20 protein-coding genes are annotated in these 21,501 nt (G+C 69.8%); 3 read left to right on the top strand and 17 right to left on the bottom strand.

The features are described from left to right. Window positions 1-266 precede the first annotated feature (266 nt). From AB3X08_RS21830 to rsmG, 7 genes are all read right to left on the bottom strand, one after another. Window positions 267-800 (bottom strand): REP-associated tyrosine transposase, encoded by a 534-nt coding sequence (locus tag AB3X08_RS21830; RefSeq protein WP_420018502.1) that lies wholly within the window; start codon window positions 798-800, stop codon window positions 267-269. A 224-nt stretch (window positions 801-1,024) separates the two neighbouring features. Beyond that, window positions 1,025-1,366: a lipid-A-disaccharide synthase N-terminal domain-containing protein gene (locus AB3X08_RS21835; RefSeq protein WP_263111488.1), complete on the bottom strand. Its 342-nt coding sequence runs from the start codon at window positions 1,364-1,366 to the stop codon at window positions 1,025-1,027. Between the two features lies 1 nt (window position 1,367). After that, window positions 1,368-2,090 (bottom strand): glycosyltransferase family 2 protein, encoded by a 723-nt coding sequence (locus AB3X08_RS21840; RefSeq protein ID WP_369935132.1) that lies wholly within the window; start codon window positions 2,088-2,090, stop codon window positions 1,368-1,370. Between the two features lie 105 nt (window positions 2,091-2,195). After that, on the bottom strand, window positions 2,196-3,161 hold the full coding sequence (locus AB3X08_RS21845) for an NAD-dependent epimerase/dehydratase family protein (RefSeq protein ID WP_369935133.1): 966 nt from the start codon (window positions 3,159-3,161) through the stop codon (window positions 2,196-2,198). A 63-nt stretch (window positions 3,162-3,224) separates the two neighbouring features. After that, window positions 3,225-4,148 carry a ParB/RepB/Spo0J family partition protein gene (locus AB3X08_RS21850; protein ID WP_369935135.1) on the bottom strand — a complete coding sequence of 308 codons (924 nt, stop codon included), beginning with the start codon at window positions 4,146-4,148 and terminating at the stop codon, window positions 3,225-3,227. Continuing rightward, window positions 4,148-4,945 carry a ParA family protein gene (locus AB3X08_RS21855; protein WP_185814523.1) on the bottom strand — a complete coding sequence of 266 codons (798 nt, stop codon included), beginning with the start codon at window positions 4,943-4,945 and terminating at the stop codon, window positions 4,148-4,150. Before AB3X08_RS21855 ends, AB3X08_RS21850 begins: the two co-directional genes overlap by 1 nt. 97 nt (window positions 4,946-5,042) lie before the next feature. After that, the gene (gene rsmG / locus AB3X08_RS21860; protein WP_369935137.1) at window positions 5,043-5,684 is read right to left on the bottom strand and encodes a 16S rRNA (guanine(527)-N(7))-methyltransferase RsmG; all 642 of its coding nucleotides are present in this window, start codon (window positions 5,682-5,684) and stop codon (window positions 5,043-5,045) included. Between the two features lie 99 nt (window positions 5,685-5,783). On the opposite strand from rsmG, the gene AB3X08_RS21865 reads away from it, so the two are divergent. Continuing rightward, a complete protein-coding gene (locus AB3X08_RS21865) occupies window positions 5,784-7,394 on the top strand; it encodes an alkaline phosphatase D family protein (protein ID WP_369935139.1) in 1,611 nt (536 codons plus the stop codon). A gap of 458 nt (window positions 7,395-7,852) precedes the next feature. Here the strand turns inward: AB3X08_RS21865 and AB3X08_RS21870 are convergent, their stop codons facing one another. After that, window positions 7,853-8,476 carry a 4'-phosphopantetheinyl transferase family protein gene (locus tag AB3X08_RS21870; RefSeq protein WP_369935141.1) on the bottom strand — a complete coding sequence of 208 codons (624 nt, stop codon included), beginning with the start codon at window positions 8,474-8,476 and terminating at the stop codon, window positions 7,853-7,855. Between the two features lie 129 nt (window positions 8,477-8,605). Between AB3X08_RS21870 and AB3X08_RS21875 the strand changes: the two genes are divergently transcribed. Then, on the top strand, window positions 8,606-8,857 hold the full coding sequence (locus tag AB3X08_RS21875) for a GlsB/YeaQ/YmgE family stress response membrane protein (RefSeq protein WP_017908994.1): 252 nt from the start codon (window positions 8,606-8,608) through the stop codon (window positions 8,855-8,857). Between the two features lie 66 nt (window positions 8,858-8,923). Here AB3X08_RS21875 and AB3X08_RS21880 read toward each other — a convergent pair whose 3' ends face one another. The 9 genes from AB3X08_RS21880 to AB3X08_RS21920 form a co-directional block, all read right to left on the bottom strand. Next, window positions 8,924-9,355: a GFA family protein gene (locus AB3X08_RS21880; RefSeq protein ID WP_369935142.1), complete on the bottom strand. Its 432-nt coding sequence runs from the start codon at window positions 9,353-9,355 to the stop codon at window positions 8,924-8,926. Further along, the gene (gene xth, locus AB3X08_RS21885) at window positions 9,352-10,131 is read right to left on the bottom strand and encodes an exodeoxyribonuclease III (protein ID WP_369935144.1); all 780 of its coding nucleotides are present in this window, start codon (window positions 10,129-10,131) and stop codon (window positions 9,352-9,354) included. The genes AB3X08_RS21880 and xth overlap by 4 nt, the downstream gene beginning before the upstream one ends. An 82-nt stretch (window positions 10,132-10,213) precedes the next feature. After that, complete coding sequence (locus AB3X08_RS21890; protein ID WP_369935145.1) at window positions 10,214-11,077, bottom strand: hypothetical protein; 864 nt, start codon at window positions 11,075-11,077, stop codon at window positions 10,214-10,216. Between the two features lie 13 nt (window positions 11,078-11,090). Continuing rightward, window positions 11,091-11,963 carry a peptidylprolyl isomerase gene (locus AB3X08_RS21895; RefSeq protein ID WP_369935146.1) on the bottom strand — a complete coding sequence of 291 codons (873 nt, stop codon included), beginning with the start codon at window positions 11,961-11,963 and terminating at the stop codon, window positions 11,091-11,093. A 91-nt stretch (window positions 11,964-12,054) separates the two neighbouring features. Beyond that, complete coding sequence (locus AB3X08_RS21900; RefSeq protein ID WP_369938612.1) at window positions 12,055-13,068, bottom strand: glycerophosphodiester phosphodiesterase family protein; 1,014 nt, start codon at window positions 13,066-13,068, stop codon at window positions 12,055-12,057. Between the two features lie 469 nt (window positions 13,069-13,537). Next, window positions 13,538-14,974, bottom strand: coding sequence for a coniferyl aldehyde dehydrogenase (locus AB3X08_RS21905; protein ID WP_369935147.1), 1,437 nt, complete (start codon window positions 14,972-14,974; stop codon window positions 13,538-13,540). Window positions 14,975-15,224: 250 nt separating this feature from the next. Further along, on the bottom strand, window positions 15,225-15,938 hold the full coding sequence (yjjG, locus tag AB3X08_RS21910; RefSeq protein ID WP_369935148.1) for a pyrimidine 5'-nucleotidase: 714 nt from the start codon (window positions 15,936-15,938) through the stop codon (window positions 15,225-15,227). Between the two features lie 112 nt (window positions 15,939-16,050). Continuing rightward, window positions 16,051-17,709 (bottom strand): MFS transporter, encoded by a 1,659-nt coding sequence (locus AB3X08_RS21915; protein WP_369935150.1) that lies wholly within the window; start codon window positions 17,707-17,709, stop codon window positions 16,051-16,053. Between the two features lie 134 nt (window positions 17,710-17,843). Beyond that, the gene (locus AB3X08_RS21920; RefSeq protein WP_369935151.1) at window positions 17,844-19,250 is read right to left on the bottom strand and encodes a DcaP family trimeric outer membrane transporter; all 1,407 of its coding nucleotides are present in this window, start codon (window positions 19,248-19,250) and stop codon (window positions 17,844-17,846) included. A gap of 215 nt (window positions 19,251-19,465) precedes the next feature. Between AB3X08_RS21920 and acs the strand changes: the two genes are divergently transcribed. Further along, window positions 19,466-21,409: an acetate--CoA ligase gene (acs, locus tag AB3X08_RS21925; RefSeq protein ID WP_369935153.1), complete on the top strand. Its 1,944-nt coding sequence runs from the start codon at window positions 19,466-19,468 to the stop codon at window positions 21,407-21,409. Window positions 21,410-21,501 lie beyond the last annotated feature (92 nt).

Consider the following 21,501-nt stretch of genomic DNA (forward strand, 5'->3'; position numbering starts at 1 on the left):
CAGGCAGTGGGAACGAGATCCCGATGATCGCATCCCGGGCGCGGCGCGGGGTGGGCCGGAAGTCCTGGTACAGCACGGATCGGAAATCGAGACACCGGCTACGGGACGCGCTACGCCGTGCCGAAGCCAATCGGGTCGAACAGCATCAGCCAATCGCTGCCGTGAGCATCGGCACTGAAGCTCTTGCCGAAGCGTCCACCAGCTACCGACGCGCCATTGTGGGAGCGACTTCAGTCGCGACGAGCGGAGCACGACGCTCTCCACATTCACCCACTTCTTCCAGGCACCATCCGCATCACGGTGTCAGGACGAGCACCCCGGTCCTTCGCCACATCCAGCCAGACCGCATCCCAATACGGATACCCGCCAAGCCTGTCCACCAGCCCCGCACGCAGTGGGTTGGCGACGATGTAGCGCGCACTGGGCAGGATGTCTTGCTCGTGGCGCAGCGCATGATCGTGGAAACCCGGCATCCACACCGTCCCGCCGCGGCCACGTGCCAGGTTCACCGCCCTGGCCACCCTGCCCTTGGCGTTCCGCATGACGCCCGCCAATGGGCCGCTCCCTTCGAGCTGGAGCAATCCATGCCAGTGATCGGGCATCAACACCCAGCAAAGCAGCTGCGCATCGTCCCACGTCGCGGAATTGGCGAGGCAGGCCGCGGCGGCCCAAGCGCAGCGCCAGTCCTCGAACAGGCGCTGACGTTCGCAGGTCACCGCCGTCACCAGATAGATCCGGCCCGATTCGCTGCAGCGCCCTGCGCGCAGCGCACGATACCCGCGGGGAGGTTGCATGTGCATGCCGACAGCTTCGGCGCTGGGACATGGCGGCGCCATCGGGGATCGACCCGCGCCGCTGTCGGAAAATGCGCGGAACGCGATAGCGGAGACGACAAGGCGTCGGGACTGAAGTCCCTCCCACAAGAGGCGCCATGCCGGGCGCGCAGCCTTTTCTCGGCCTCAGCCGCGACAAACGGCAGAGTCGCAAATGAAACAGGGCGTGAGGCTGATCTGCTACCGCCAGCTCAATGCGAGGCGCGATCCCGGTGCCAGCCGCGGTGCTTGATGTCCAGGTACAGGCTGTAGAACGCGGTAAAGGCCGGGAACAGGTTCTGCAGCACGCCGACCGAGTCCTGCTTGGCCGAGAACAGGAAGTAGCTCAGCGTCATCAGGCTGCCGACCACGCTCATGTACCAGAACAGGCGCGGGATCACCGGCTTGCCGGCGCGCTTGGAGGCGACGAACTGCACCAGCCAGCGGCCGCCGAACATCAGCGCGCCGACGTAGCCGATCAGCTTCCAGCCGGTGACGTGCAGCCCGGTCCAGTACAGCGCCTGGATCGGTTCGTTGAGGAAGTGCACTTCCATCTCAGCGCTCCTGCACCACGGTGCGGCGGCTGCGCGCGATCAGCCAGGCCACGCCGCGCAGGTCGCGGATGCCGACCAGCGCGCGGTTGAGGTTGTTGTACTTGGACACGCCGGAGGTGCGGTGGCGATGGTTCACCGGCACGCTCAGGGTGCGCCAGCCCGCGCGCTGCATCAGCGCCGGCAGGTAGCGGTGCATGTGGTCGAAGTACGGCAGGTCCAGGAACGCGGCGCGCTCGAACAGCTTGATGCCGCAGCCGGTGTCGGGGGTGTCGTCGCGCAGCATGCGCGCGCGGATCGCGTTGGCCCACTTGGAGGCCCAGCGCTTGCTGCCCGAGTCCTGCCGCGACACGCGCCAGCCGGCGAACAGCTTGACCTGCGCATCGGCGGCAGTACGCGCGGCGAGCAGCTTGGGGATGTCGGCCGGGTCGTTCTGGCCGTCGCCGTCGAGGGTGGCGATCCACGCGCCGCGCGCGGCCTTGACCCCGTTGCGCACCGCGGTGCTCTGCCCGCTCTGGGTGACGTGGTGCAACACCCGCAGCTCCGGCACGCTCGCCTTCAGGCCGTCCAGTACCGCCAGGGTGTCGTCGCGCGAATGGTCGTCCACGTAGACGATCTCGAAGTCGGTCACGCCGCGCAGCGCGGCGACGATCTCGGCCACCAGCGGCGGCACGTTGTCGCGCTCGTTGAACACCGGAACGACGACGGAAAGGGAAGGCTGGCTCATGGCTCGACTAGGCTCGGCAACGCGATGGGGGAACGCGGGAAGCGGCGGCAACGCCGCAAAAAGACCGCGCATTGTGCCCTGGGCCGGTGACCCGGGGCTGAAGCGTCAGGCCGCGGCACCGAAATACTCGCGGCACCACTGCACCACCTGCGGCAGCCCGAGCTCGATCGGGGTGCTCGGCTCGAAGCCGAACGCGGCGTGGGCGCGCGCCGTATCGGCCATGGTCTCGACCATGTCGCCGGGCTGCATCGGCTTGTACACCTTCTCGGCGGCGCGGCCGGCGGCGGCCTCGATCACGCCGATGAAGCGCTCCAGTTCGACCGGGGTGTGGTTGCCCAGGTTGAACACGCGGTGCGGCACCGCGTCGGTGGACGGGTGGTCGAGCGCGCCGAGCACGCCGGCGACGATGTCGGCGACGAAGGTGAAGTCGCGGCGCATGCGGCCGTGGTTGAACACCTCGATCGGGCGCCCGGCCAGCACCGCGCGGCTGAACAGCAGCGGCGCCATGTCCGGCCGGCCCCACGGGCCGTACACGGTGAAGAAGCGCAGGCCGGTGGCGCGCAGGCCGTACAGCTGCGCATAGGTGTAGGCCATCAGCTCGTTGGCGGCCTTGGTCGCCGCGTACAGCGAGCGCGGCTGGTCGATGCGCTGGTCTTCGGAAAACGGCGGCGTCGCCGAATCGCCGTACACCGAACTGCTCGACGCATAGGCCAGGTGCTGCACGCCGCGGTGCCGGCACAGTTCCAGCACGTTGACGAAGCCGACCAGGTTGCTGTCGACGTAGGCGTACGGGTTCTGCAGCGAATAGCGCACTCCCGCCTGCGCGGCCAGGTGCACCACGCGCTCGGGCCGGATCTCGTCGAACAGCGCGGTCAGGCCGTCGCGGTCGGTGAGGTCGAGCCGGCGGATGTCGATCTGCGGGCACAGCGCGGCGACGCGGTCGCGCTTGAGCTGCGGGTCGTAGTAGTCGTTGTAGTTGTCCAGCCCCACCACGCTCTCGCCGCGCGCGGCCAGCGCACGGCAGGTGTAGGCGCCGACGAAGCCGGCCGCGCCGGTGACCAGCACCGTCATCGGCGTGCGCCTTGCGCGATTGCGGGGACGAGGACGGGCGTCATGCGGATCGGCGGCGACGGCTCAGCCGAGCTTGCCGCGCAGCCGCTCCAGCACGCCGTCGAGCGTGTCCAGATCGGTGTAATGGATCACCAGCTTGCCCTTGCCGCCGCGGCCGTGGGCGATGGCGACCTTGGTGCCCAGCGATTCGGACAGCTCGGTCTCCAGCGAGGCGATGTCGGCCTGCGGGGCGACGCGGCCGGGCTTGGCCTTGCGGTTGCTGGGCACCTTGCCGGCGGCGAACTGCTGCGCGCGATGCTCGACCTCGCGCACCGACCAGCCCTGGTCGGCGGCGTCGGAGGCCAGGCGGCTGGCCAGCTCCGGCGACAGCGTCAGCAGCGCGCGCGCGTGGCCCATCTCCAGGCGCCCGGCCTCGAGCAGCGCGCGGATCGCCGGCGGCAGCTCCAGCAGGCGCAGCAGGTTGGACACCGAGGCGCGCGAGCGGCCCACCGCTTCGGCCGCCTCGGCGTGGGTCAGCGCGAATTCGTCGATCAGCCGCTGCAGCGCCTGCGCTTCCTCCAGCGGATTGAGGTCCTCGCGCTGGATGTTCTCGATCAGCGCCATGGCGATGACGGTGCGGTCGTCGAGCTCGCGCACCACCACCGGCACCTCGCTCAGCCCGGCCAGCTGCGAGGCGCGCCAGCGGCGTTCGCCGGCGACGATCTCGAACTTGCCCGGCTCCAGCTCGCGCGCCACGATCGGCTGGATCACGCCCTGCGCCTTGATCGACTCGGCCAGCTCCTGCAGCTTGCCCTCGTCCATCTCCTGGCGCGGCTGGTACTTGCCCGGCTGCAGCTGCCCGACGGGCAACTGGCGCAGGCTCTCGCCCGGCTGCGCTTCGTCGCTGGGCACCGGCGCGGCGGCGCCACCCTTCGGTCCCAGCAGCGCTTCCAGGCCACGGCCCAGGCCGCGCTTCTTCGCTCCGAGGGCGGGGGGCTTGGCGGTCATCAGTAGCTCTCCATGGCCGGGGCGGGCCTGTTGCGTTCGTTGCGACGGCGCACGATCTCGCCGGCCAGGCCCAGGTAGGCCACGCCGCCGCGCGAGGTGCGGTCGTAGCCGACGATGCTCTGGCCGTGGCTGGGCGCCTCGGCCAGGCGCACGTTGCGCGGCACGATGGTGCGGAACACCTTGTCGCCGAAATGGTTGGTCAGCTCCGCCGACACCGCGTTGGCCAGGTTGTTGCGCACGTCGAACATGGTGCGCAGCACGCCCTCGATCTCCAGCGTCGGATTGAGGTTGGCGCGCAACGCCTCAATGGTCTCCAGCAACGCGGTCAACCCTTCCAGCGCGTAGTACTCGCACTGCATCGGCACGATGATCGAGTCGGCGGCGGTCAGCGCGTTCAGGGTCAGCAGCGACAGCGCCGGCGGGCAGTCGATCAGGATGAAGTCGTACTCCTCGCGCAGCGGCGCCAGCGCGGTCTTCAGCCGCTGCTCGCGCGCCGGCTGGTCCATCAGCTGGATCTCGGCCGCGGTCAGGTCGATGTTGCCGGGCAGCAGGTCGAAACCTTCCGGCGCGGTCACCCGGATCTGCGCGGCGCTGCTTTCGCCCAGCAGCACGTCGCAGGTGGAGGCGGCCAGTTCGCGCTTGTCGATGCCGCTGCCCATCGTCGCGTTGCCCTGCGAATCCAGGTCCACCAGCAGCACGCGCTGCGGCTGGCGCGCGAGCGCCGCCGCCAGGTTGACCGCCGTGGTGGTCTTGCCGACGCCGCCTTTCTGGTTGGCGATGGCGATGATGCGGGCCATGCGGGAGCCTCGTCGGCGATGGGTGTGACCGGGCATTATGCGGTCACACCCCCCTGCGGCGGAAATCGGCGTCGGCGCGGCGGCCCCGCGCCGCGGCTCAGCCGCGCTCGACCACCACCAGATGGCGGTCCGCGCCCAGCCCCGGCACCTGCAGCGGATGCACCGCCTGCGCCACCCAGCCCGGCGGCAGCGCGGCGATCTCCTCGTCCGGGCGCACGCCCTTCATCGCCAGCAGCCGCCCGCCCGGGCGCAGCAGGTGGCCGCCGACGGCGACGATACCGGCCAGCGTGTCCAGCGCGCGCGCGGTCAGGACATCGTAGGCGCCGGGTTCGTCCACGGCCTCGGCGCGCGATTCGGCCACGCGCGCGTTGTCCAGACGCAGCTGGCGCACCGCCTCGCGCAGGAACCGCGCCTTCTTGCCGTTGCTCTCGACCAGGGTCACCCGCAGCTGCGGCCGCGCGATCGCCAGCGGGATGCCGGGCAGCCCCGGGCCGGTGCCCAGGTCGGCCAGCGTGCCTTCCTCCACGAACGGCTGCATCGCCAGCGAATCGAGCAGGTGGCGGGTCACCATCTCGTGCGGGTCGCGGACGGCGGTGAGGTTGTAGGTGCGGTTCCAGCGCGCCAGCAGCGCCAGGTAGGCCAGCAGCGGCGGCGCCAGCGCGGCGGCGTCCAGGCCTTGCGCGCGCAGGCCCTGGTCGAGCGCGGCGTGGACGGAATCGGGAAGGGAAGCGTCGTTCATTCGCCGATTATCGCAGGTGCCGCCACCGTCACCGCCATGTAGCCGACATCGGCGCGGCCTATGCTGCGCACCGGTTCATTGCAGTCGTGGTGCAGCGGCATGTCGGATATCCAGGAAACCCCCTCGGCCAGCAACGGCGCGCAACCCGATCACGGCCGGCGCCGGGTCCTGGCCGGGCTGGGCCTGCTGGCTGCCACGCCGCTGCTGAGTCCGTTCGCGCGGGCACGCGGGTTCGACGATCCGTTCACCCTGGGCGTGGCCGCCGGCGACCCGCTGGCCGACGGCATGGTGGTGTGGACCCGGCTCGCCCCGCAGCCGCTGGCGGCCGACGGCCAGGGCGGTCTGCGCGAGGCGGTGCCGGTGCGCTGGAGCGTGGCCACCGACCCGGGCATGGCGCAGGTGGTGCGGCGCGGCGTGGCGACCGCGCATCCGCGCTGGGGCCACGCCGTGCACGTGGAAGTGAGTGGACTGCAGCCGGGCCGGCCGTACTGGTACCGGTTCGAAGCGCTGGGCGCGCAGAGTCCGCTGGGCTGCGCACGCACCGCCCCGGCGCCGGGCAGCCTGGCCGAGGCGCGCTTCGGCTTCGTCTCCTGCGCGCACTGGGAACAGGGCTATTTCAGCGCCTACCGGCACCTGGCCGCCGAGCAGCCGGACCTGGTGTTCTTCCTCGGCGATTACATCTACGAGTACAGCCTGCGCGGCGAGGCCGCGGCGCAGGCGGTGCGTCCGCACGGCAGCGGCGAGTGCCTGGATCTGGCCGGCTACCGCAACCGCTATGCGCTGTACCGCACCGACCCGGATCTGCAGGCGCTGCACGCCAGCGCCGCCTGCGTGGCGACCTGGGACGACCACGAGGTGCAGAACGACTACGCCAACCGCTGGTCGCAGGATCCGAAGATCCCGACCGCGCAGTTCCTGCGCCGCCGCGCCGCCGCCTACCAGGCGATGTACGAGCATTTCCCGCTGCGCGCGCAACACCGCCCGCGCGGCGCGAACATGCGCCTGTACCGCGCGCTGGACTACGGCGCGCTGGCGCGCTTCTTCGTGCTCGACGGCCGCCAGTACCGCAACGAGCAGCCCTGCATCCTGCCCGACGGCTGGCGCGGCGGACATGTGAGCGCGGGCGGCTGCGCCGACCTCGGCGACCCCGCGCGCAGCATGCTCGGCGCGGCGCAGGAGCGCTGGCTGCATGCCGGCTTCGCCCGCTCGGACGCGCGCTGGAACGTGATCGCGCAGGACCTGCTGGTCGCGCCGTTCCTGCAGCGCGACCCCAAGGACGGCCACCTCGGCCACTGGACCGACGGCTGGGACGGCTATCCGGCCACGCGCGATCGCATGCTGCGCGCGATCGCGCAGACCCGTCTGCGCAATCCGGTGTTCTGGGGCGGCGACATCCATTCGTACTGGGTCACCGACCTGAAGGCCGATGCCGCCGACCCGCACTCGCAGACCCTGGCCACCGAATTCGTCGGCACCTCGGTGACCTCCAACGGCCCACCGTCCGAAGCGATCGCGCAGATACTGCCGAGCAACCCGCACGTGCGCTATTTCGAAGGCAGCCAGCGCGGCTACGTGTCGGTATCGCTGAGCCAGGCGCGGATGGAGACCCGGCTGCAGGCCATTTCCGAGCGCCGCGATCCCAAGGCCACCGTGTCCACGCTGAAGCGCTTCGTGGTCGAGGACGGCCGCGCCGGCGCGATGGAGGCCTGAGCGCGCGGCGGATGCCACCGGCGCGCTGTCGTTTCGGCCGCTTGCCGCGGACTTGTAGGAGCGGCTTCAGGGCGCCTCTAATAACCCCAAAAGCATGGCGATGCACTTGCGAGACGCCGACACGTCCAGCCCGCAGGTTCGGGCATCGAGACGTTCGAGATGCCATGGAGTGGCTAAGGCGCGCTGGCGATAGACGCGGTGGCGTTGCGGCCGCGTCTTTCATGGACGCCTTGGCACTCATGGCCACTTCGTCTTCCTGTCGCGGCTGAAGCCGCTCCTACACATGCGCGCCGTGCTCTTGTAGGAGCGGCTTCAGCCGCGACAGAAAAAAGGAACACGCCATCGCCACACGCAGCGTGCAGCTTCCGGAATGGAGGTATTAGAGATGCCCTTCAGCCGCGACAGGCACAGAGAGTACCTGTCGCGGCTGAAGCCGCTCCTACAGAGAGATGGCGGCGCTACGCCGCGTCGAGCGGATACCAGGCCAACGCGGCGCGATAGCCCGGCACCGGTATCCACTCGTGCACATGCCAACACGCGGCGATGCCCAGCTCCGGGTCGCACCAGGCCAGCTGCAGCACGCCGGCGGCGTCTTCGGCGAAGCGCAAGCGGTGCAGGCCGAACGACAGCCCGTGCCCGTGCGCCTTCAGCAGCGCTTCCTTGGCGCACCACAGGCGGAAGAACAAGGCCTCGCGCGCCGGTTCGGCCAGCGCCTGCAACGCCGCGAGCTCGTCGGGATGGAAGAAGCGCCGCGCCAGCTCCAGCAATCGCGGCCGCGCGCGCTGGCGTTCGATGTCCACGCCCAGCCGCGTGTGTGCGCCGATCGCCACCAACAAATAATCGCCGCTGTGGCTCCAGCCGGCGCCGACGTGCGCCAGCGGCGCATGCAGCCACGGCCGGCCGCGTTCGTCGCGATGCAGCGGCAGTTGCGCGTCCGGCGTGGCCAGTTCGGCGGACAGCAGGCGGCGCGCCTGCGCTTCGCCAGGCGTGCGCGGCGGATGCGTACGCAGCCACAACGCCACCGGGCCGAATCGCCAATCCGGAGGATCCGGACGCAACGGCAGGTCGGCGGGCCCGCTCACGCTGCGCCCACAAAGCACAACCGCCGCTGCGCCAGGCGCGGCTGGATACACGGATGCTTCACGGCAGCGCTCCTTAAATGGCCCACGCCACGCCGCTCCCGGTGTGGGCAAAACCGAGGAGTCTTATCCATGGGCATCATCATCTGGTTGATCGTCGGCGGCATCGTGGGCTGGCTGGCCAGCATCATCATGCGCCGTGACGCACAGCAGGGCATCATCCTGAATATCGTCGTCGGCATCGTCGGCGCGTTGATCGCCGGCTGGTTGTTCGGTGGCGGCATCAACCAGGCGATCACGCTGTGGACGTTCCTGTATTCGTTGATCGGCGCCATCATCCTGCTGGCCATCGTCAACCTGTTCACCCGCGGCCGCGCGCGCTGAGCGCAAACGCCGCCGCAGGGATGCGCAAACGCCCGGTCCGCCGGGCGTTTGCGTTTGCGGCGCCGCTCACGACGCAGCGCGATCGGCGGGATGATGCACGCCGTCGCTGACCGGCACCGCGATCGCCAGCGCATACGGATCCACGCCTTTCAGGCAACCGACGTTGTAGCCGTATTCGCCGGGATCGGAACGGCGCTGGTGATGCGTGTAGATCCCGCACACGCTGCAGAAATAATGTTGCGCGGTATGGGTGTTGAAGGTGTACAGACGCAGTGCGTCGCCTCCCTCGCGCACATGCAGTGCGGCCAGCGGCACCGCGGCGACGATCGCGCCGCGGCGGCGGCACAGCGAACAGTTGCAGCGGCGCGGATCGACGATGCCGCGGTGCAGTTCCAGATCGATCTGCACCGCGCCGCAGTGGCAGCTGAGCCGATGCAGCGGCGCGATGACGGTGTCGCCGACCTTGTCGATGCAGCGGCGCGGCTGGCGTTCGTTCACGGCGTGACCTCGTCCAGTTCGATCCAGGCCGGCGCATGGTCGCTGGGGCGGTCCCACGTGCGCGGCTCGCGGTCGATGCCGGCGGCGCGCGTCCGCGGCTTCAGCGCGTCGGAGACCAGGGTCAGGTCGATGCGCAGGCCGAGGTTGCGACGGAAGCCGGCCTGGCGATAGTCCCACCAGCTGAAGATGCCGCCGTCTTCGTGGTGCAGGCGGAAGCCGTCGTGCAGACCCAGCGCCTGCAGCTTGTGCAAGGCGCCGCGCTCGGCGGTGGAGGTGAGGATGTGGTTGTCGCTCCATACCAGCGGATCGTGCACGTCGCGCGCGTCCGGGGCGATGTTGAAATCGCCCAGTACCACCATGCGCGGATGGCGCTGCAGCTCGGCGGCGAGCCAGTCGTGCACCGCTTCCAGCCAGCGCAGCTTGTAGGCGTACTTGTCGGTACCCACATCATGACCGTTGACCACGTACAGGTTGACGATGCGCAGGTCGCCGACGGTCGCGGCGATGACCCGTTGCTGCGCGTCGTCCAGCCCGGGCACGCCGATCTGCACGTCGCTCAGCGGCGCGCGCGACAGGATCGCCACGCCGTTGTAGGTCTTCTGCCCGGCGAACACGCTGCGGTAGCCGGCCGCAGCCAACGCCGCATCGGGGAACTTGTGATCTTCCAGCTTGGTTTCCTGGATGCCGACCACGTCCGGGGCGAAGGCTTCCAGCCACTGTTGCAGGTGCGGCAGGCGCACGTTGAGCGAGTTGACGTTCCAGGAGGCGATCTTCAAGGGAGGGTCCATGACGGGGCGGCCGGCCGGTATTCTGACCGCTGCCCGCCGCGACGGCCAATCCGCACGCGCCGGCACCGGGTCAGCGGCGCAGGCAACACTGCGCGTACAGCTCCGGTGCCAATGCCAGCGCCTGCTGCCGTTGCGCAGGCGCCAGCCCGTCGAGCAGTTCCTCGCCGCCGGCCAGGCGCTCGGGCGCCGGGAACGGCTGGCCTGGCGGTTGCCGTGCCGCCAGGCGCCAGGCCGCCGCATAGGCCGGATCGGCGATGGCCAGGATCGGCGACTCCAGCGCTTGCGCCAGCTCCTCGATCGATTCCCGGTCGCCACGCAGCGCCAGCGTTTCCAGGTCGGCGACGGCGGCCTCGGCCTCGGCTTCGTCGGCCGCCGACAACGGGTTGCGCTCGCCGGGCCGCGCGCCGATCGTGGCGCGGTCGAGCACGCTGCGCAGGCGCTGCGCCAGCAAGGTGCGCTGCGCATCCGCATCGCCCTGCGCGGCGGCGCTGCGCACGATGGCGTCGATCTGCGCGTACTGCGCGCGGCCGACGCCGGCGCAGGCGTCGCGATGCTGGCGTTCGGCGTCGCGTTGCGCCGCGGCCGCCGTGCGCCCCATCTCGTCGATCCCCGGCGGCAGCACGGCGCTGGGCGGCGGCGCCAGCGCGCGCTGGCGGCAGGCGTCGTACTGCATGGCGATGGCGTACATGCGGTGCGCATCCACGCCCGCGGTCCAGGCCGAAGGCGCACGCGCCTGCGCTGGCGCAGCGGTAGCGGGAGGTGTCACCGGCGGCGCAGGTGTCGCCGCGGCATCCGCACGCGGCGCGGCGCTGGCGGCCGCCACCGGGACATGCGGCCGCAACAGCGCGATGGCCAACGCCGCGCACGGCAATGCCGCGGCGGCGATGCGCAGCCGGCGATGCAGCGCGCGTAGCGGCGGGCGGGCGGGTGCCATCGTGCCAGCCCCCTCAGCGCGCGGCGGCGGCATACGCCGCGCGGTCGAACGTCAGCGGGTTGGCCTCGCGCAACCGCTGCAGTGCCTGCGCCGCCGCCTGTTCGCGCAACTGCACCTCGATCTGCCCGCGCACCGCGTCGAAGCGGGCCTCGGTCTTGGCGTCCAGCCGGATCAGGTGGTAGCCGTCGGGGCCGCGCACCGGCGCGGATACCTGGTGCACCGCCAGCTGCTGCACCGGGGCGACGAACGGATCGGCCAGGTAGCGGCCGAACGCGGCAGACAGCTGTCCGCCCTCCACCGCGGTGCTGCCGTCGTCAGACTCGCGCATCGCCAGCGTGGCGAAGTCGGCGCCGGCGTCGAGTTGCCGCTTGAGCGCTTCGGCGCGCTGCAATGCCTGCGCGTCGGACAGGTCGTGGCCGCGGCGTGCGTCCGATTGCGGATGCAAGGCCACGAAGATGTGGCTCAGATGGTATTCGTCGTAGTCGCCGGGATGGGCCTTGAACTGCTGCTGCAATTGCGCCTCGTCGATGCGTGCGCTGCTGGACAGGTCGGCCATCGCCGATTCGGCCAGGATCGCGTCGGCGGCCTGGCGCAGGCGCGCGGCCACCACGGGATCGCGTTCGAGGTGTCGCTGCCTGGCCTGCTCGAGCAGGATCACGCGGTCGGCGAACTGGCGCACCGCCTGCGGATCGGCGGCGGCCAGGGCGCCGTTGCCGGCCAGCGCACGGTATTCGCTGGCGGTGAAGCGCGAAACGCCGACGCGCAGTACCACCGGATCGGCGCCGCTGCGCTCGACGGCGCCGGCATCGGCGGCGGACGCGGCAGCGATATGGCAGGCCGCAAGCAGACACGCGGCAGCGGCGCGCTTGGCGATGAAAAAGGACATACGCGACTCCTGGGAGTGATGGCCGCCGGCATGGCGCGCCGGCGGCGAAAAACGGCCGGCCGTTCGGGGCCGGCCGGTCGAACACAGCGGCTCAGTCGTGCTTGCCGCGCGCGCGCAGGTAGGCGATCGCCGCCTTCGGATCGTCGGTGGTGATCAGGTTGAAGGCTTCCTGGTTGACGATGTAGTTGAGATCGCCACGGTTGTCCGCGGTATCGCGGCCACCGGAGTAGGAGAAATACAGGTCCGACAGGCGATAGCAGCAGGCGCCAGTGTTGTTGTAGAACTGTCCGCCGCCGGGACCGTCCGGAATCGCCTGGAACACGCCGACCCGGGCTCCGGCCTCGCGCACGGCGTCCGCATCCTTCTGCAACAGGCCGCCGAGCTGCTTGACGTTGACCTCCATCGACTTGCGCTCGGTGACCCAGGCCAGGATCGAATTGGCCACGTTGATCTTGGTCAGCATGTTGGTGGTGAACACCGGGATGCCGATCATGCCGTCGCCGTCGGCGCGGTAGGCCGCGCGGGTCGGGTACAGCGTCGCGTTGACCTTGGCCGCGACGTAGTTGCCTTCGGCGACGGAGAAGGCGGCCGCCGCGGCGCGGTTCACCGCGCGCACCGACGCGGCGTCCTTGATGTCGAACACCATCGGCGTCTTCAGGTTGTGCTGCTTGTAGTAGGCGAACAGCTCGTCCACGCGCGGCACGTGGTAGCCGGTGGTGGTGCGGCGGTCGGGGGTGAGCAGGAACAGCTTGCTCACCGTGGACCACGGCACCGTGCTCACCGCCGGGTTGGTGCCGGTGTTGTTGGCGGGGTTGTATTCGGTGCCGCCGCGGAACGCGGTCCACACGTTGGTGGTGCGGCCCAGGTTGTAGTCGTGCAGCACCACCGGCACGCCGTCGCTGGTCATCTTGATGTCCAGTTCCACGCCGTCCATGCACTGGTCGTTGGCGGTCTGCAGCGCGCCGCGCGAATTCTCCGGCATGTCGCCGATGCCCGAATACTTGCCCCACAGCCCGCGGTGCGCCAGCACGACGCTGTTGCCGCTGCCGTCCTTGAACATGATGTGGCTCATCTTGGTGTCGACGCTGTCGCCACAGGAGGCCAGTGCCAGATGCGGCACGGCGGCCAGGGTGGCCAGTGCCGCCAGTACGCGGCAGGCACGCACCAGCGGATATTGCGCGAGGTTGCTGTTCATTGTCTCTGTCCCAGTTCGAAAAAGTGGCGCCAAGGGTGGACGAGTGCCTGCAGGTCGACGCTGCGGCGGGCTCGCTTGGTGCGCGCTCCGAGCGCGGCGATGGGCCGCGCAGAGGCCGAAGCCGACCGTGATCGGCGGTGGCGTCGGGACAGAATCTAATTACTAACTATGAATTAATTATTTCTGGCGCGCGACCGCGGCGCGGCAGCCTGCTGCGATCGCGCGCTTGCCTGCCGGCGCTGTCTGCGACCGGGACATCGCGCGCGTATTTCCCGTGCTGATCGCGGCGCGGAGCATGGCGCGGCCAGTGCGCACCGGCACCGCGGTGCGCACGGCGCGCGGACCCCGCGCATCAACTGATGTGCCCGGGCCTGCGCGATCAGCGCAGCAGCAGATCGATCAGGCGCGCGATCTTCGTGTAGGGCGGCTTCAGCCAGTCGCTGGCGGCCCAGCGCGACTGCCACAGGATCGGCAGCGCCTTGCTGAAGGCGTCGAAGCCGGCGCGGCCGTGGTAGGCGCCCATCCCGCTGGGGCCGATGCCGCCGAACGGCAGCGCATTGGCGGCGAAGTGCAGCAGGCTGTCGTTGACGGTGACGCCGCCGGCGACGGTGGCGTGCAGGATCGCCTCCACCTGCGCGCGGTCGTGGCTGAAGGGATACAGCGCCAGCGGCCGGTCGCGGCCGTTGACCATCGCGATCGCCTCGTCCAGCGTGCGGTAGCTGCGCAACGGCAGGATCGGACCGAAGATCTCGTCCTGCATCAGCAGCGCATCGTCGCCGGGCTGCAGCACCACGGTCGGCACGATCAGGCGCTCGCGCTCGGCGCGCTCGGGTTCGACGCTGGCCAGTTCGACGACGTCCAGGCCCCGCGCGCGCGCATCGTCCAGATAGCCGCGCAGGCGCCGGTACTGGCCCTCGTTGACGATGCGGGTGTAGTCGTCGGCCGCGGCGAAGTCGCCGTAGCGCGCCAGCACCTGCGCGCGCAGCGCCTGCACCAGCGCCGCGCTGCGGCCGGCATCGACCAGCACGTAGTCCGGCGCGATGCAGGTCTGCCCGGCGTTGAACCACTTGCCGGTGGCCAGGCGCGCGGCGGCCTGCTCCAGCGGGTAGTCGGCGCAGACGATGGCCGGCGACTTGCCGCCCAGCTCCAGGGTCAGCGGGGTCAGGTTCGGCGCCGCGGCGGCCATCACCTTGCGCCCGACCGCGGTGGAACCGGTGAACACCAGATGGTCCAGCGGCAGCGCGGCGAAGGCGCCGGCCACCTCGGCCCCGCCCAGCGCCACCGCCACCCGCTGCGGCGGGAACACCTCGGCCAACAGCGCGCGCAGGAACTGCGCGGTGCGCGGGGTGTGTTCGGACGGTTTCAGATAGACGTGGTTGCCGGCGGCGATGGCGGTGGCCAGCGGGATCAGCGCCAGGTTGACCGGATAGTTCCACGGCGCGATCACCCCGACCACGCCGACCGGCACCGGCCGCACCTCGGCGCGCGCCGGCCACAGCCGCCAACCGGCGCCGACGCGCTGCGGCCGCATCCAGCGCTTGAGGTGGCGCAACAGGTGATCGATTTCGCCGAGCACGGTCATGCCGTCGGCGAGCAGCGATTCGTGGCGCGAGCGATGGCCGAAATCGGCGGCGATGGCGTCGGCCATCTCCAGCAGGCGCCGCTTCAGCGCCGCGCGCAGGCGCAGCAGGTCGTCGCGGCGTTGCGCCCGGTCAGGCTTGGCCGCCTGCCAGGCCGCGCGCAGCCGCTGCAGGGTGGCGGGCAGCTCGGCGAGCGGCGTGTCGGCGGCGCTGGACGTCGGGTTGGAAATGGACATGGGCGCACTATACGATGCTGGTGGATGGCGCGATGCGGGCGACGCCTGACAGGCTGTGGTGTCGGCCGGCCATGGCAGCTATCCAGCCCTGGATCGTTTGCCGCGGGCACGTGAGGGTTTGCCGCGTCGCGACTGAAGTCGCTCCCACAACGAGCCGGTCGATGCGCTTCCCCCTGCTGCCGATCGGCAACGCCGCTCTTTGTGGGAGGGGCTTCAGCCCCGACGCGATAGCCTGCAGGTCTCCGCGTGGCTACACCGTCTCTTCCAGCAACAACGCCTGTAGCTGCGCCAGCGTCGCCACTTCGTAATGCGGCACGATGCCCTCGGGCGCCGGCAGGCCATGCGCGTTGAACCAGCAGGTATGCAGCCCCGCGGCCAGGCCGCCGGCGATGTCGGCGTGCGGGTTGTCGCCGACCATCAGCACCTGTGCGCGCGGCGGATCGCCCAGCTGCGCCAGCGCGTGCGCGAAGATGCCCGGATGCGGCTTGGCCACGCCGATCTGTTCGGAGATGGCGACCACTTCGAACCGGTCGTGCAGGCCGGTGCGCACCAGACGCGCCTGCTGCAGCGCGCTGAAGCCATTGGTGACCAGCCCCAGCCGCGCGCGCCCGCGCAGCGCATCGAGCAGCGCCACCGCGCCGTCCAGCGGCGCGCACAGTTCCGCCATCGCCGCCAGGAACGCCTCATTCAAGGTCTCCGGTGCGATCTGCAGGCGTTGCCCCCAGGACGCGAAGCGACGTTGCTGCAATTGCCGTGCGCTGATCGTGCCGTTCTGGTACTCCACCCACAACGGCCGGTTGCACGCGGTGTAGTCGGCGTAGTCCTGCTCGGCGAAGGTCACGCCGTAACCGGCGAACATGCGCTGCAGGCCGGCGTAGGCATCGAAATGGAACAGCGTGTCGTCGGCGTCGAACAGGATCCAGCGGTAGCGCATGCGGCGGCCTGAGTACGGGCAGGTCTGCATGGTAAGCGGTTGCCGGCATGGCCGCTTCCCTGCACGGCGCACGACGCAAACGACGACGCCGGCGCAAGGCCGGCGTCGCAGTGCCGGGAATATCCCGGCGCAGGGGCAACCCTTACTTGGTGATGTCCACGTCCTTGGTCTCGCGCAGGAAGAACAGGCCGATGACGAAGGTCATCAACGCGATGCCGATCGGGTACCACAGGCCGTAGTACATGTTGCCGGTCGCCGCGACCAGGGCGAAGGAAATGGTCGGCAGGAAGCCACCGAACCAGCCGTTGCCGATGTGGTAAGGCAGCGACATCGAGGTGTAGCGGATCCGGGTCGGGAACAGCTCGACCAGGTAGGCGGCGATCGGGCCGTAGACCATGGTCACGTAGATCACCAGGATCCACAGCAACAGCAGCGTCATCGGCTTGTTGATGCGCGCCGGGTCGGCCTTCTCCGGATAGCCGGCGACGGTCAGCGCGCCCTTCAGCTGCTTGCCGAACGCATCGGATTTTGCCTTGGCCTCGTCCTTGCCCAGTCCGGCCGCCTCGTAGGCGGGCACCTGGGTGCCGCCGATGCTGACCAGCGCCAGCGAACCCGCCGCGGCCGGCTTGATCTCGTAAGGCACGCCCGCCTTGGCCAACGCCGCGGCGGCGACGTCGCAGGAGTTGGTGAACTTGGCCTTGCCGATCGGATCGAACTGGAAGCTGCAGGTCGCCGGATCGGCGACCACCGTGGCCGGCGCGCTCTGCCGGGCTTCTTCGACCGCCGGATTGGCGAAGTGGGTCAGGCCCTTGAAGATCGGGAAATAGGTGATCGCCGCCAACAGGCAGCCGGCGAGGATGATCTTCTTGCGTCCGATCTTGTCCGACAGCCAGCCGAAGATCACGAAGAACGGCGTGGCCAGCGCCAGCGCCGCGGCGATCAGCAGGTTGGCGGTGGTGCCGTCGACCTTCAGCGTCTGGGTCAGGAAGAACAGCGAGTAGAACTGGCCGCCGTACCAGACCACGGCCTGACCGGCGGTGGCGCCGAGCAGCACCAGCAGCATCAGGCGGAAGTTGCCGTCCTTGAGGCTGTCGCGGAACGGCTGCTTGGAGCCCTTGCCCTCGGACTTCATCTGCTGGAACAGCGGCGACTCGCTCAGCTGCATGCGGATCCACACCGACACGCCGAGCAGCACGATCGAGACCATGAACGGAATGCGCCAGCCCCAGTCTTCGAACACTTCGGTCCCCAGGCTCATGCGCGTGCCCAGGATCACCAGCAGCGACAGGAACAGGCCGAGCGTGGCGGTGGTCTGGATGAAGCTGGTGTACAGGCCGCGCTTGCCCGGCGGCGCATGCTCGGCCACGTAGGTTGCCGCGCCGCCGTACTCGCCGCCCAGCGCCAGGCCCTGCACCAGCCGCAGCACGATCAGGATGATCGGGGCGGCCATGCCGATGCTGGCGTAGTTGGGCAGGATGCCGACGATGAAGGTGGACAGGCCCATCAGCACGATGGTGACCAGGAAGGTGTACTTGCGGCCGATGCGATCGCCCAGGCTGCCGAAGAACGCGGCGCCGAACGGGCGCACCGCGAAACCGGCGGCGAAGGCCAGCAGCGCGAAGATGAAGCCGGTGGTCTCGTTGACCCCGCTGAAGAACTGCTTGGCGATGATCGCGGCGAGCGAGCCGTAGAGATAGAAGTCGTACCACTCGAACACGGTGCCCAGGCTGGAGGCGAAGATCACCTTCTTGTGGCCCTTGGTCAGTGGCTGGCCCGACGGGTTGATGGCGGTGCTGGACATAGGAAGCTTCCCCTCCGAAGCGGGTGGTGTGGCGATGGTGGCGATGGGGTGGTCGGTGGCGCGGTCCGTCGCGGCTGGCATGGCGAGACCGCGGCGGCGCGGCGCGCCCTCCCGGGCGCCGCGCCGCCGCAGCCTCAGAAGCTGTACTTGGTGGTGAACTGCAGGCGGGTGATGTCGCCCTTGGCGCCGCTTTCGATCTCGCGCTTGCCGTACATCAACTCCGCGCCGACATCGACCTTGGGCATCGGCGTGTAGAAGATGTTGCCGCGGATGCTCTGCACGCTCTTGGTCACGCCCAGCCCGGTCAGCGCGGTGTCGTTGTCGTAGTCGCTGCGCGCGTAGATCAGGTTGGTGCGCAGCTTGGGCGAGAACGCATGGCGCCAGCCGATGTAGCCGGCGACCACGCCGACCGTGTCCAGGTCGCGGTCGGCCGCGTCGTAGACCGCGTTCTGGGCGATGCCCAGGCCGACGTAGCGGCCGATGCCTTCGCCGCCGCTGAGCTGGTAGAACAGGCTGTCGCTGTCGCTGGCCACCCACTTGCCGCCCAGGGTCAGGCCGCCGGAGACCTTGCTGGCGTCGGCACCGGTGGCGCGGTTGTCGACCTTCTGCTGGCCGAGCAGGCCGCCGATGCCGAAGCTGCCCCAGTCGCCCTTCCAGCCATAGCGCACGGTCAGGTCCGGCAGCGCGCCGCGGTCGGAGCTGGCGCTGGTGACCACGCCGGCCGCGCTGCGGTTGTAAATGGTGGTTTCCGGGTTCTCCAGGGCGACGCTGAAGCCGCCGTTGGTGTAGCGCACCTGCGCCTGGCGCACGAAGATCACGCCGTCGGTGGGGCCGATGAAGTCGGCCGCTTCCGGCAGCGCCGCCGGGTCCATGAAGTTGGACCAGGTCTGGCCGGCCAGCCAGTGGTTCCAGTACATGTAGGCGTGGCGCAGGGTGGCGCCGTAGGTGTTGGTGGCGGTCTGGGTACCCAGCGAATTGCCGAAGAAATCCAGTTCCACCAGCGCACCGGCCTTGTTGCCGCCCTCGGTGACGCTGTCCACGCCGAAGTTGATCCGCGAGAACTTGGCGTGCGCGTTGTAGTCGGTGCCGGACTTGCTGCCGCCGACCGGGGTCTGCCCGGGCAGGTACAGCGCGCGGCCGGTGGCGTCGTCGGCGAGCTGGCCGTCGCCGGTGCGGGTGGCCAGGAAATCGGCCTTGATGAAGCCGCCGACCTTGAACGTGGTGCCGGGCGCGGCGCCGGGGGTGATCGTGGTCACCTGGATCGGCGCCTTGCCGGCCGGCACCGCCGGTGCCGCGGCCTGGCTCGACTTCACTGCGGCGACTTCGCTCTGCGCCTGCGCGATCTGGCCCTGCTGCTGTTGCTGCGAGGACAGCAGCAGCTGGACCTGGCGCTCCAGCTCGGCCACGCGGGCTTCCAGCGCCTGTTCGCGCGCCGACGGGGTCTTGCCGCTCTGGGCGAAGGCCGCGCCCGGGGCGATCAGCGCGACGAACAGCGCGGCGGCCAACGGGCGCCGTGCCGAGGATGCGATGCGGTAGCTCATTACTCCCTCCCGAATAATGGATGTCCGCCGCGCGCAGGCACGGCTGTGTGCACAGTGCGCGCCGCGGTCGGCCGCGCCTATTGGCCATTAGTCGAACGGGGCGGCGTTTACGACCATCGTCTAAAGCCCGGCGCGTGCGCGCTTAACAGTGAATGCGGCAAACTGCGCCATGACGCGCCGCCGCATGCGGCGCCCCGTTCATTGCAGAGGGCACCATGGCCGATATCTACCCCGTCGATCCGCAGTTCGCCGCCCGGGCACGGGTCGACAAGACCCAGTACCAGACCCTGTACCGGCAATCGGTGGAACAGCCGGAGGCGTTCTGGGGCCAGGCCGCCGAGCGCCTGGACTGGTTCAAGAAGCCGACCCGGATCAAGGACGTGAACTTCGCCCTGGACGATTTCCGTATCCGCTGGTTCGACGACGGCGAGCTCAACGCCAGCGTCAATTGCCTGGACCGGCAGCTGGCCACGCGCGGCGACAAGACCGCGTTGCTGTTCGAGCCGGACAGCGCGGACGCGCCGTCCTACACCGTCAGCTACCGCGAGCTGTACGAACGCGTATGCCGCCTGGGCAATGCGCTGCGCGCGCTCGGCGTCAGGAAGGGCGACCGCGTCACCATCTACCTGCCGATGATTCCCGACGCGGCGGTGGCGATGCTGGCCTGCGCGCGCATCGGCGCGATCCACTCGGTGGTGTTCGGCGGCTTCGCGCCCAACTCGATCGCCGACCGGGTGATCGATTGCGGCAGCAAGCTGATCATCACCGCCGACGAAGGCCTGCGCGGCGGCAAGAAGATCCCGCTCAAGGCCAACGTCGATGCGGCGCTGAAGCTGCCCGGCACCACCACCGTGGAAACCGTGCTGGTGGTGCGCCACACCGGCGGTGCGGTGGACATGCAGGCCCCGCGCGACCGCTGGTTCCACGACGTGGTCGACAGCCAGCCGGCCGCGTGCGAGCCCGAGCGCATGAACGCCGAGGATCCGCTGTTCATCCTCTACACCTCCGGCTCCACCGGCAAGCCCAAGGGCGTGCTGCACACCACCGCCGGCTACCTGCTATATGCGGCCTACACCCACGAAACCGTGTTCGACCTGCGCGAGGACGACATCTACTGGTGCACCGCCGATGTCGGCTGGGTCACCGGCCACAGCTACATCGTCTACGGCCCGCTGGCCAACGGCGCCACCGCGCTGATGTTCGAGGGCGTGCCCAACTACCCGAACGTATCGCGCTTCTGGGAGGTCATCGACAAGCACAAGGTCACGATCTTCTACACCGCGCCGACCGCGATCCGCGCGCTGATGCGCGAGGGCGAGGCGCCGGTCAAGCGCACCTCGCGCGCGTCGTTGCGCCTGCTCGGCAGCGTCGGCGAGCCGATCAATCCCGAAGCCTGGCGCTGGTACTACGATGTGGTCGGCGACGGCCGCTGCCCGATCGTGGACACCTGGTGGCAGACCGAGACCGGCGGCATCCTGATCACCCCGCTGGCCGGCGCGATCGACCTCAAGCCCGGCTCGGCGACGCTGCCGTTCTTCGGCGTGCAGCCGGCCCTGGTCAACGCCGACGGCGAAGTCCTGGAAGGCGCCACCGAAGGCAACCTGGTGCTGCGCGATTCCTGGCCGGGGCAGATGCGCACCGTCTACGGCGACCACCAGCGCTTCATCGACACCTACTTCCGCACCTACCCGGGCAGCTATTTCACCGGCGACGGTTGCCGCCGCGACGAAGACGGCTACTACTGGATCACCGGCCGCGTGGACGACGTCATCAACGTCTCCGGTCACCGCATCGGCACCGCCGAGGTGGAGAGCGCGCTGGTCTCGCACCCGAAGGTGGCCGAGGCCGCGGTGGTCGGCTTCCCGCACGACATCAAGGGCCAGGGCATCTACGCCTACGTGACCCTGGTGGCCGACGAGCAGCCGAGCGAGGCCTTGCACAAGGAACTGGTGGCCTGGGTGCGCAAGGAGATCGGCCCGATCGCCGCGCCCGACCATCTGCAATGGGCGCCGGGCCTGCCCAAGACCCGCTCGGGCAAGATCATGCGCCGCATCCTGCGCAAGATCGCCGAGAACGCGCCCGACCAGCTCGGCGACACCTCGACCCTGGCCGATCCGTCGGTGGTGGATTCGCTGGTCAACGAACGGCTAGCGCGCTGACGCGCGCCGGGATTCGGGAGTCGAGATTGGGGATTCGCCAAAGCGGCTCCCCTTCTCACTCTCACCCTCGCACGACGCCGCGCCCTTGCTGT

Source organism: Xanthomonas sp. DAR 34887 (assembly GCF_041245805.1).
GTDB classification, from domain to species: Bacteria; Pseudomonadota; Gammaproteobacteria; order Xanthomonadales; family Xanthomonadaceae; genus Xanthomonas_A; species Xanthomonas_A tesorieronis.

Excerpts from the sequence above, each read along its gene's own strand:
- AB3X08_RS21865 (WP_369935139.1), top strand. The coding sequence starts at position 5,784 with ATGTCGGATATCCAGGAAACCCCCTCGGCCAGCAACGGCGCGCAACCC.
- yjjG (WP_369935148.1), bottom strand. The coding sequence starts at position 15,938 with ATGCAGACCTGCCCGTACTCAGGCCGCCGCATGCGCTACCGCTGGATC.
- AB3X08_RS21890 (WP_369935145.1), bottom strand. The coding sequence starts at position 11,077 with ATGGCACCCGCCCGCCCGCCGCTACGCGCGCTGCATCGCCGGCTGCGC.
- AB3X08_RS21920 (WP_369935151.1), bottom strand. The coding sequence starts at position 19,250 with ATGAGCTACCGCATCGCATCCTCGGCACGGCGCCCGTTGGCCGCCGCG.
- AB3X08_RS21840 (WP_369935132.1), bottom strand. The coding sequence starts at position 2,090 with ATGAGCCAGCCTTCCCTTTCCGTCGTCGTTCCGGTGTTCAACGAGCGC.
- AB3X08_RS21915 (WP_369935150.1), bottom strand. The coding sequence starts at position 17,709 with ATGTCCAGCACCGCCATCAACCCGTCGGGCCAGCCACTGACCAAGGGC.
- AB3X08_RS21895 (WP_369935146.1), bottom strand. The coding sequence starts at position 11,963 with ATGTCCTTTTTCATCGCCAAGCGCGCCGCTGCCGCGTGTCTGCTTGCG.
- rsmG (WP_369935137.1), bottom strand. The coding sequence starts at position 5,684 with ATGAACGACGCTTCCCTTCCCGATTCCGTCCACGCCGCGCTCGACCAG.
- AB3X08_RS21855 (WP_185814523.1), bottom strand. The coding sequence starts at position 4,945 with ATGGCCCGCATCATCGCCATCGCCAACCAGAAAGGCGGCGTCGGCAAG.
- AB3X08_RS21850 (WP_369935135.1), bottom strand. The coding sequence starts at position 4,148 with ATGACCGCCAAGCCCCCCGCCCTCGGAGCGAAGAAGCGCGGCCTGGGC.
- AB3X08_RS21845 (WP_369935133.1), bottom strand. The coding sequence starts at position 3,161 with ATGACGGTGCTGGTCACCGGCGCGGCCGGCTTCGTCGGCGCCTACACC.
- AB3X08_RS21830 (WP_420018502.1), bottom strand. The coding sequence starts at position 800 with ATGCACATGCAACCTCCCCGCGGGTATCGTGCGCTGCGCGCAGGGCGC.
- AB3X08_RS21875 (WP_017908994.1), top strand. The coding sequence starts at position 8,606 with ATGGGCATCATCATCTGGTTGATCGTCGGCGGCATCGTGGGCTGGCTG.
- AB3X08_RS21835 (WP_263111488.1), bottom strand. The coding sequence starts at position 1,366 with ATGGAAGTGCACTTCCTCAACGAACCGATCCAGGCGCTGTACTGGACC.
- acs (WP_369935153.1), top strand. The coding sequence starts at position 19,466 with ATGGCCGATATCTACCCCGTCGATCCGCAGTTCGCCGCCCGGGCACGG.
- AB3X08_RS21905 (WP_369935147.1), bottom strand. The coding sequence starts at position 14,974 with ATGTCCATTTCCAACCCGACGTCCAGCGCCGCCGACACGCCGCTCGCC.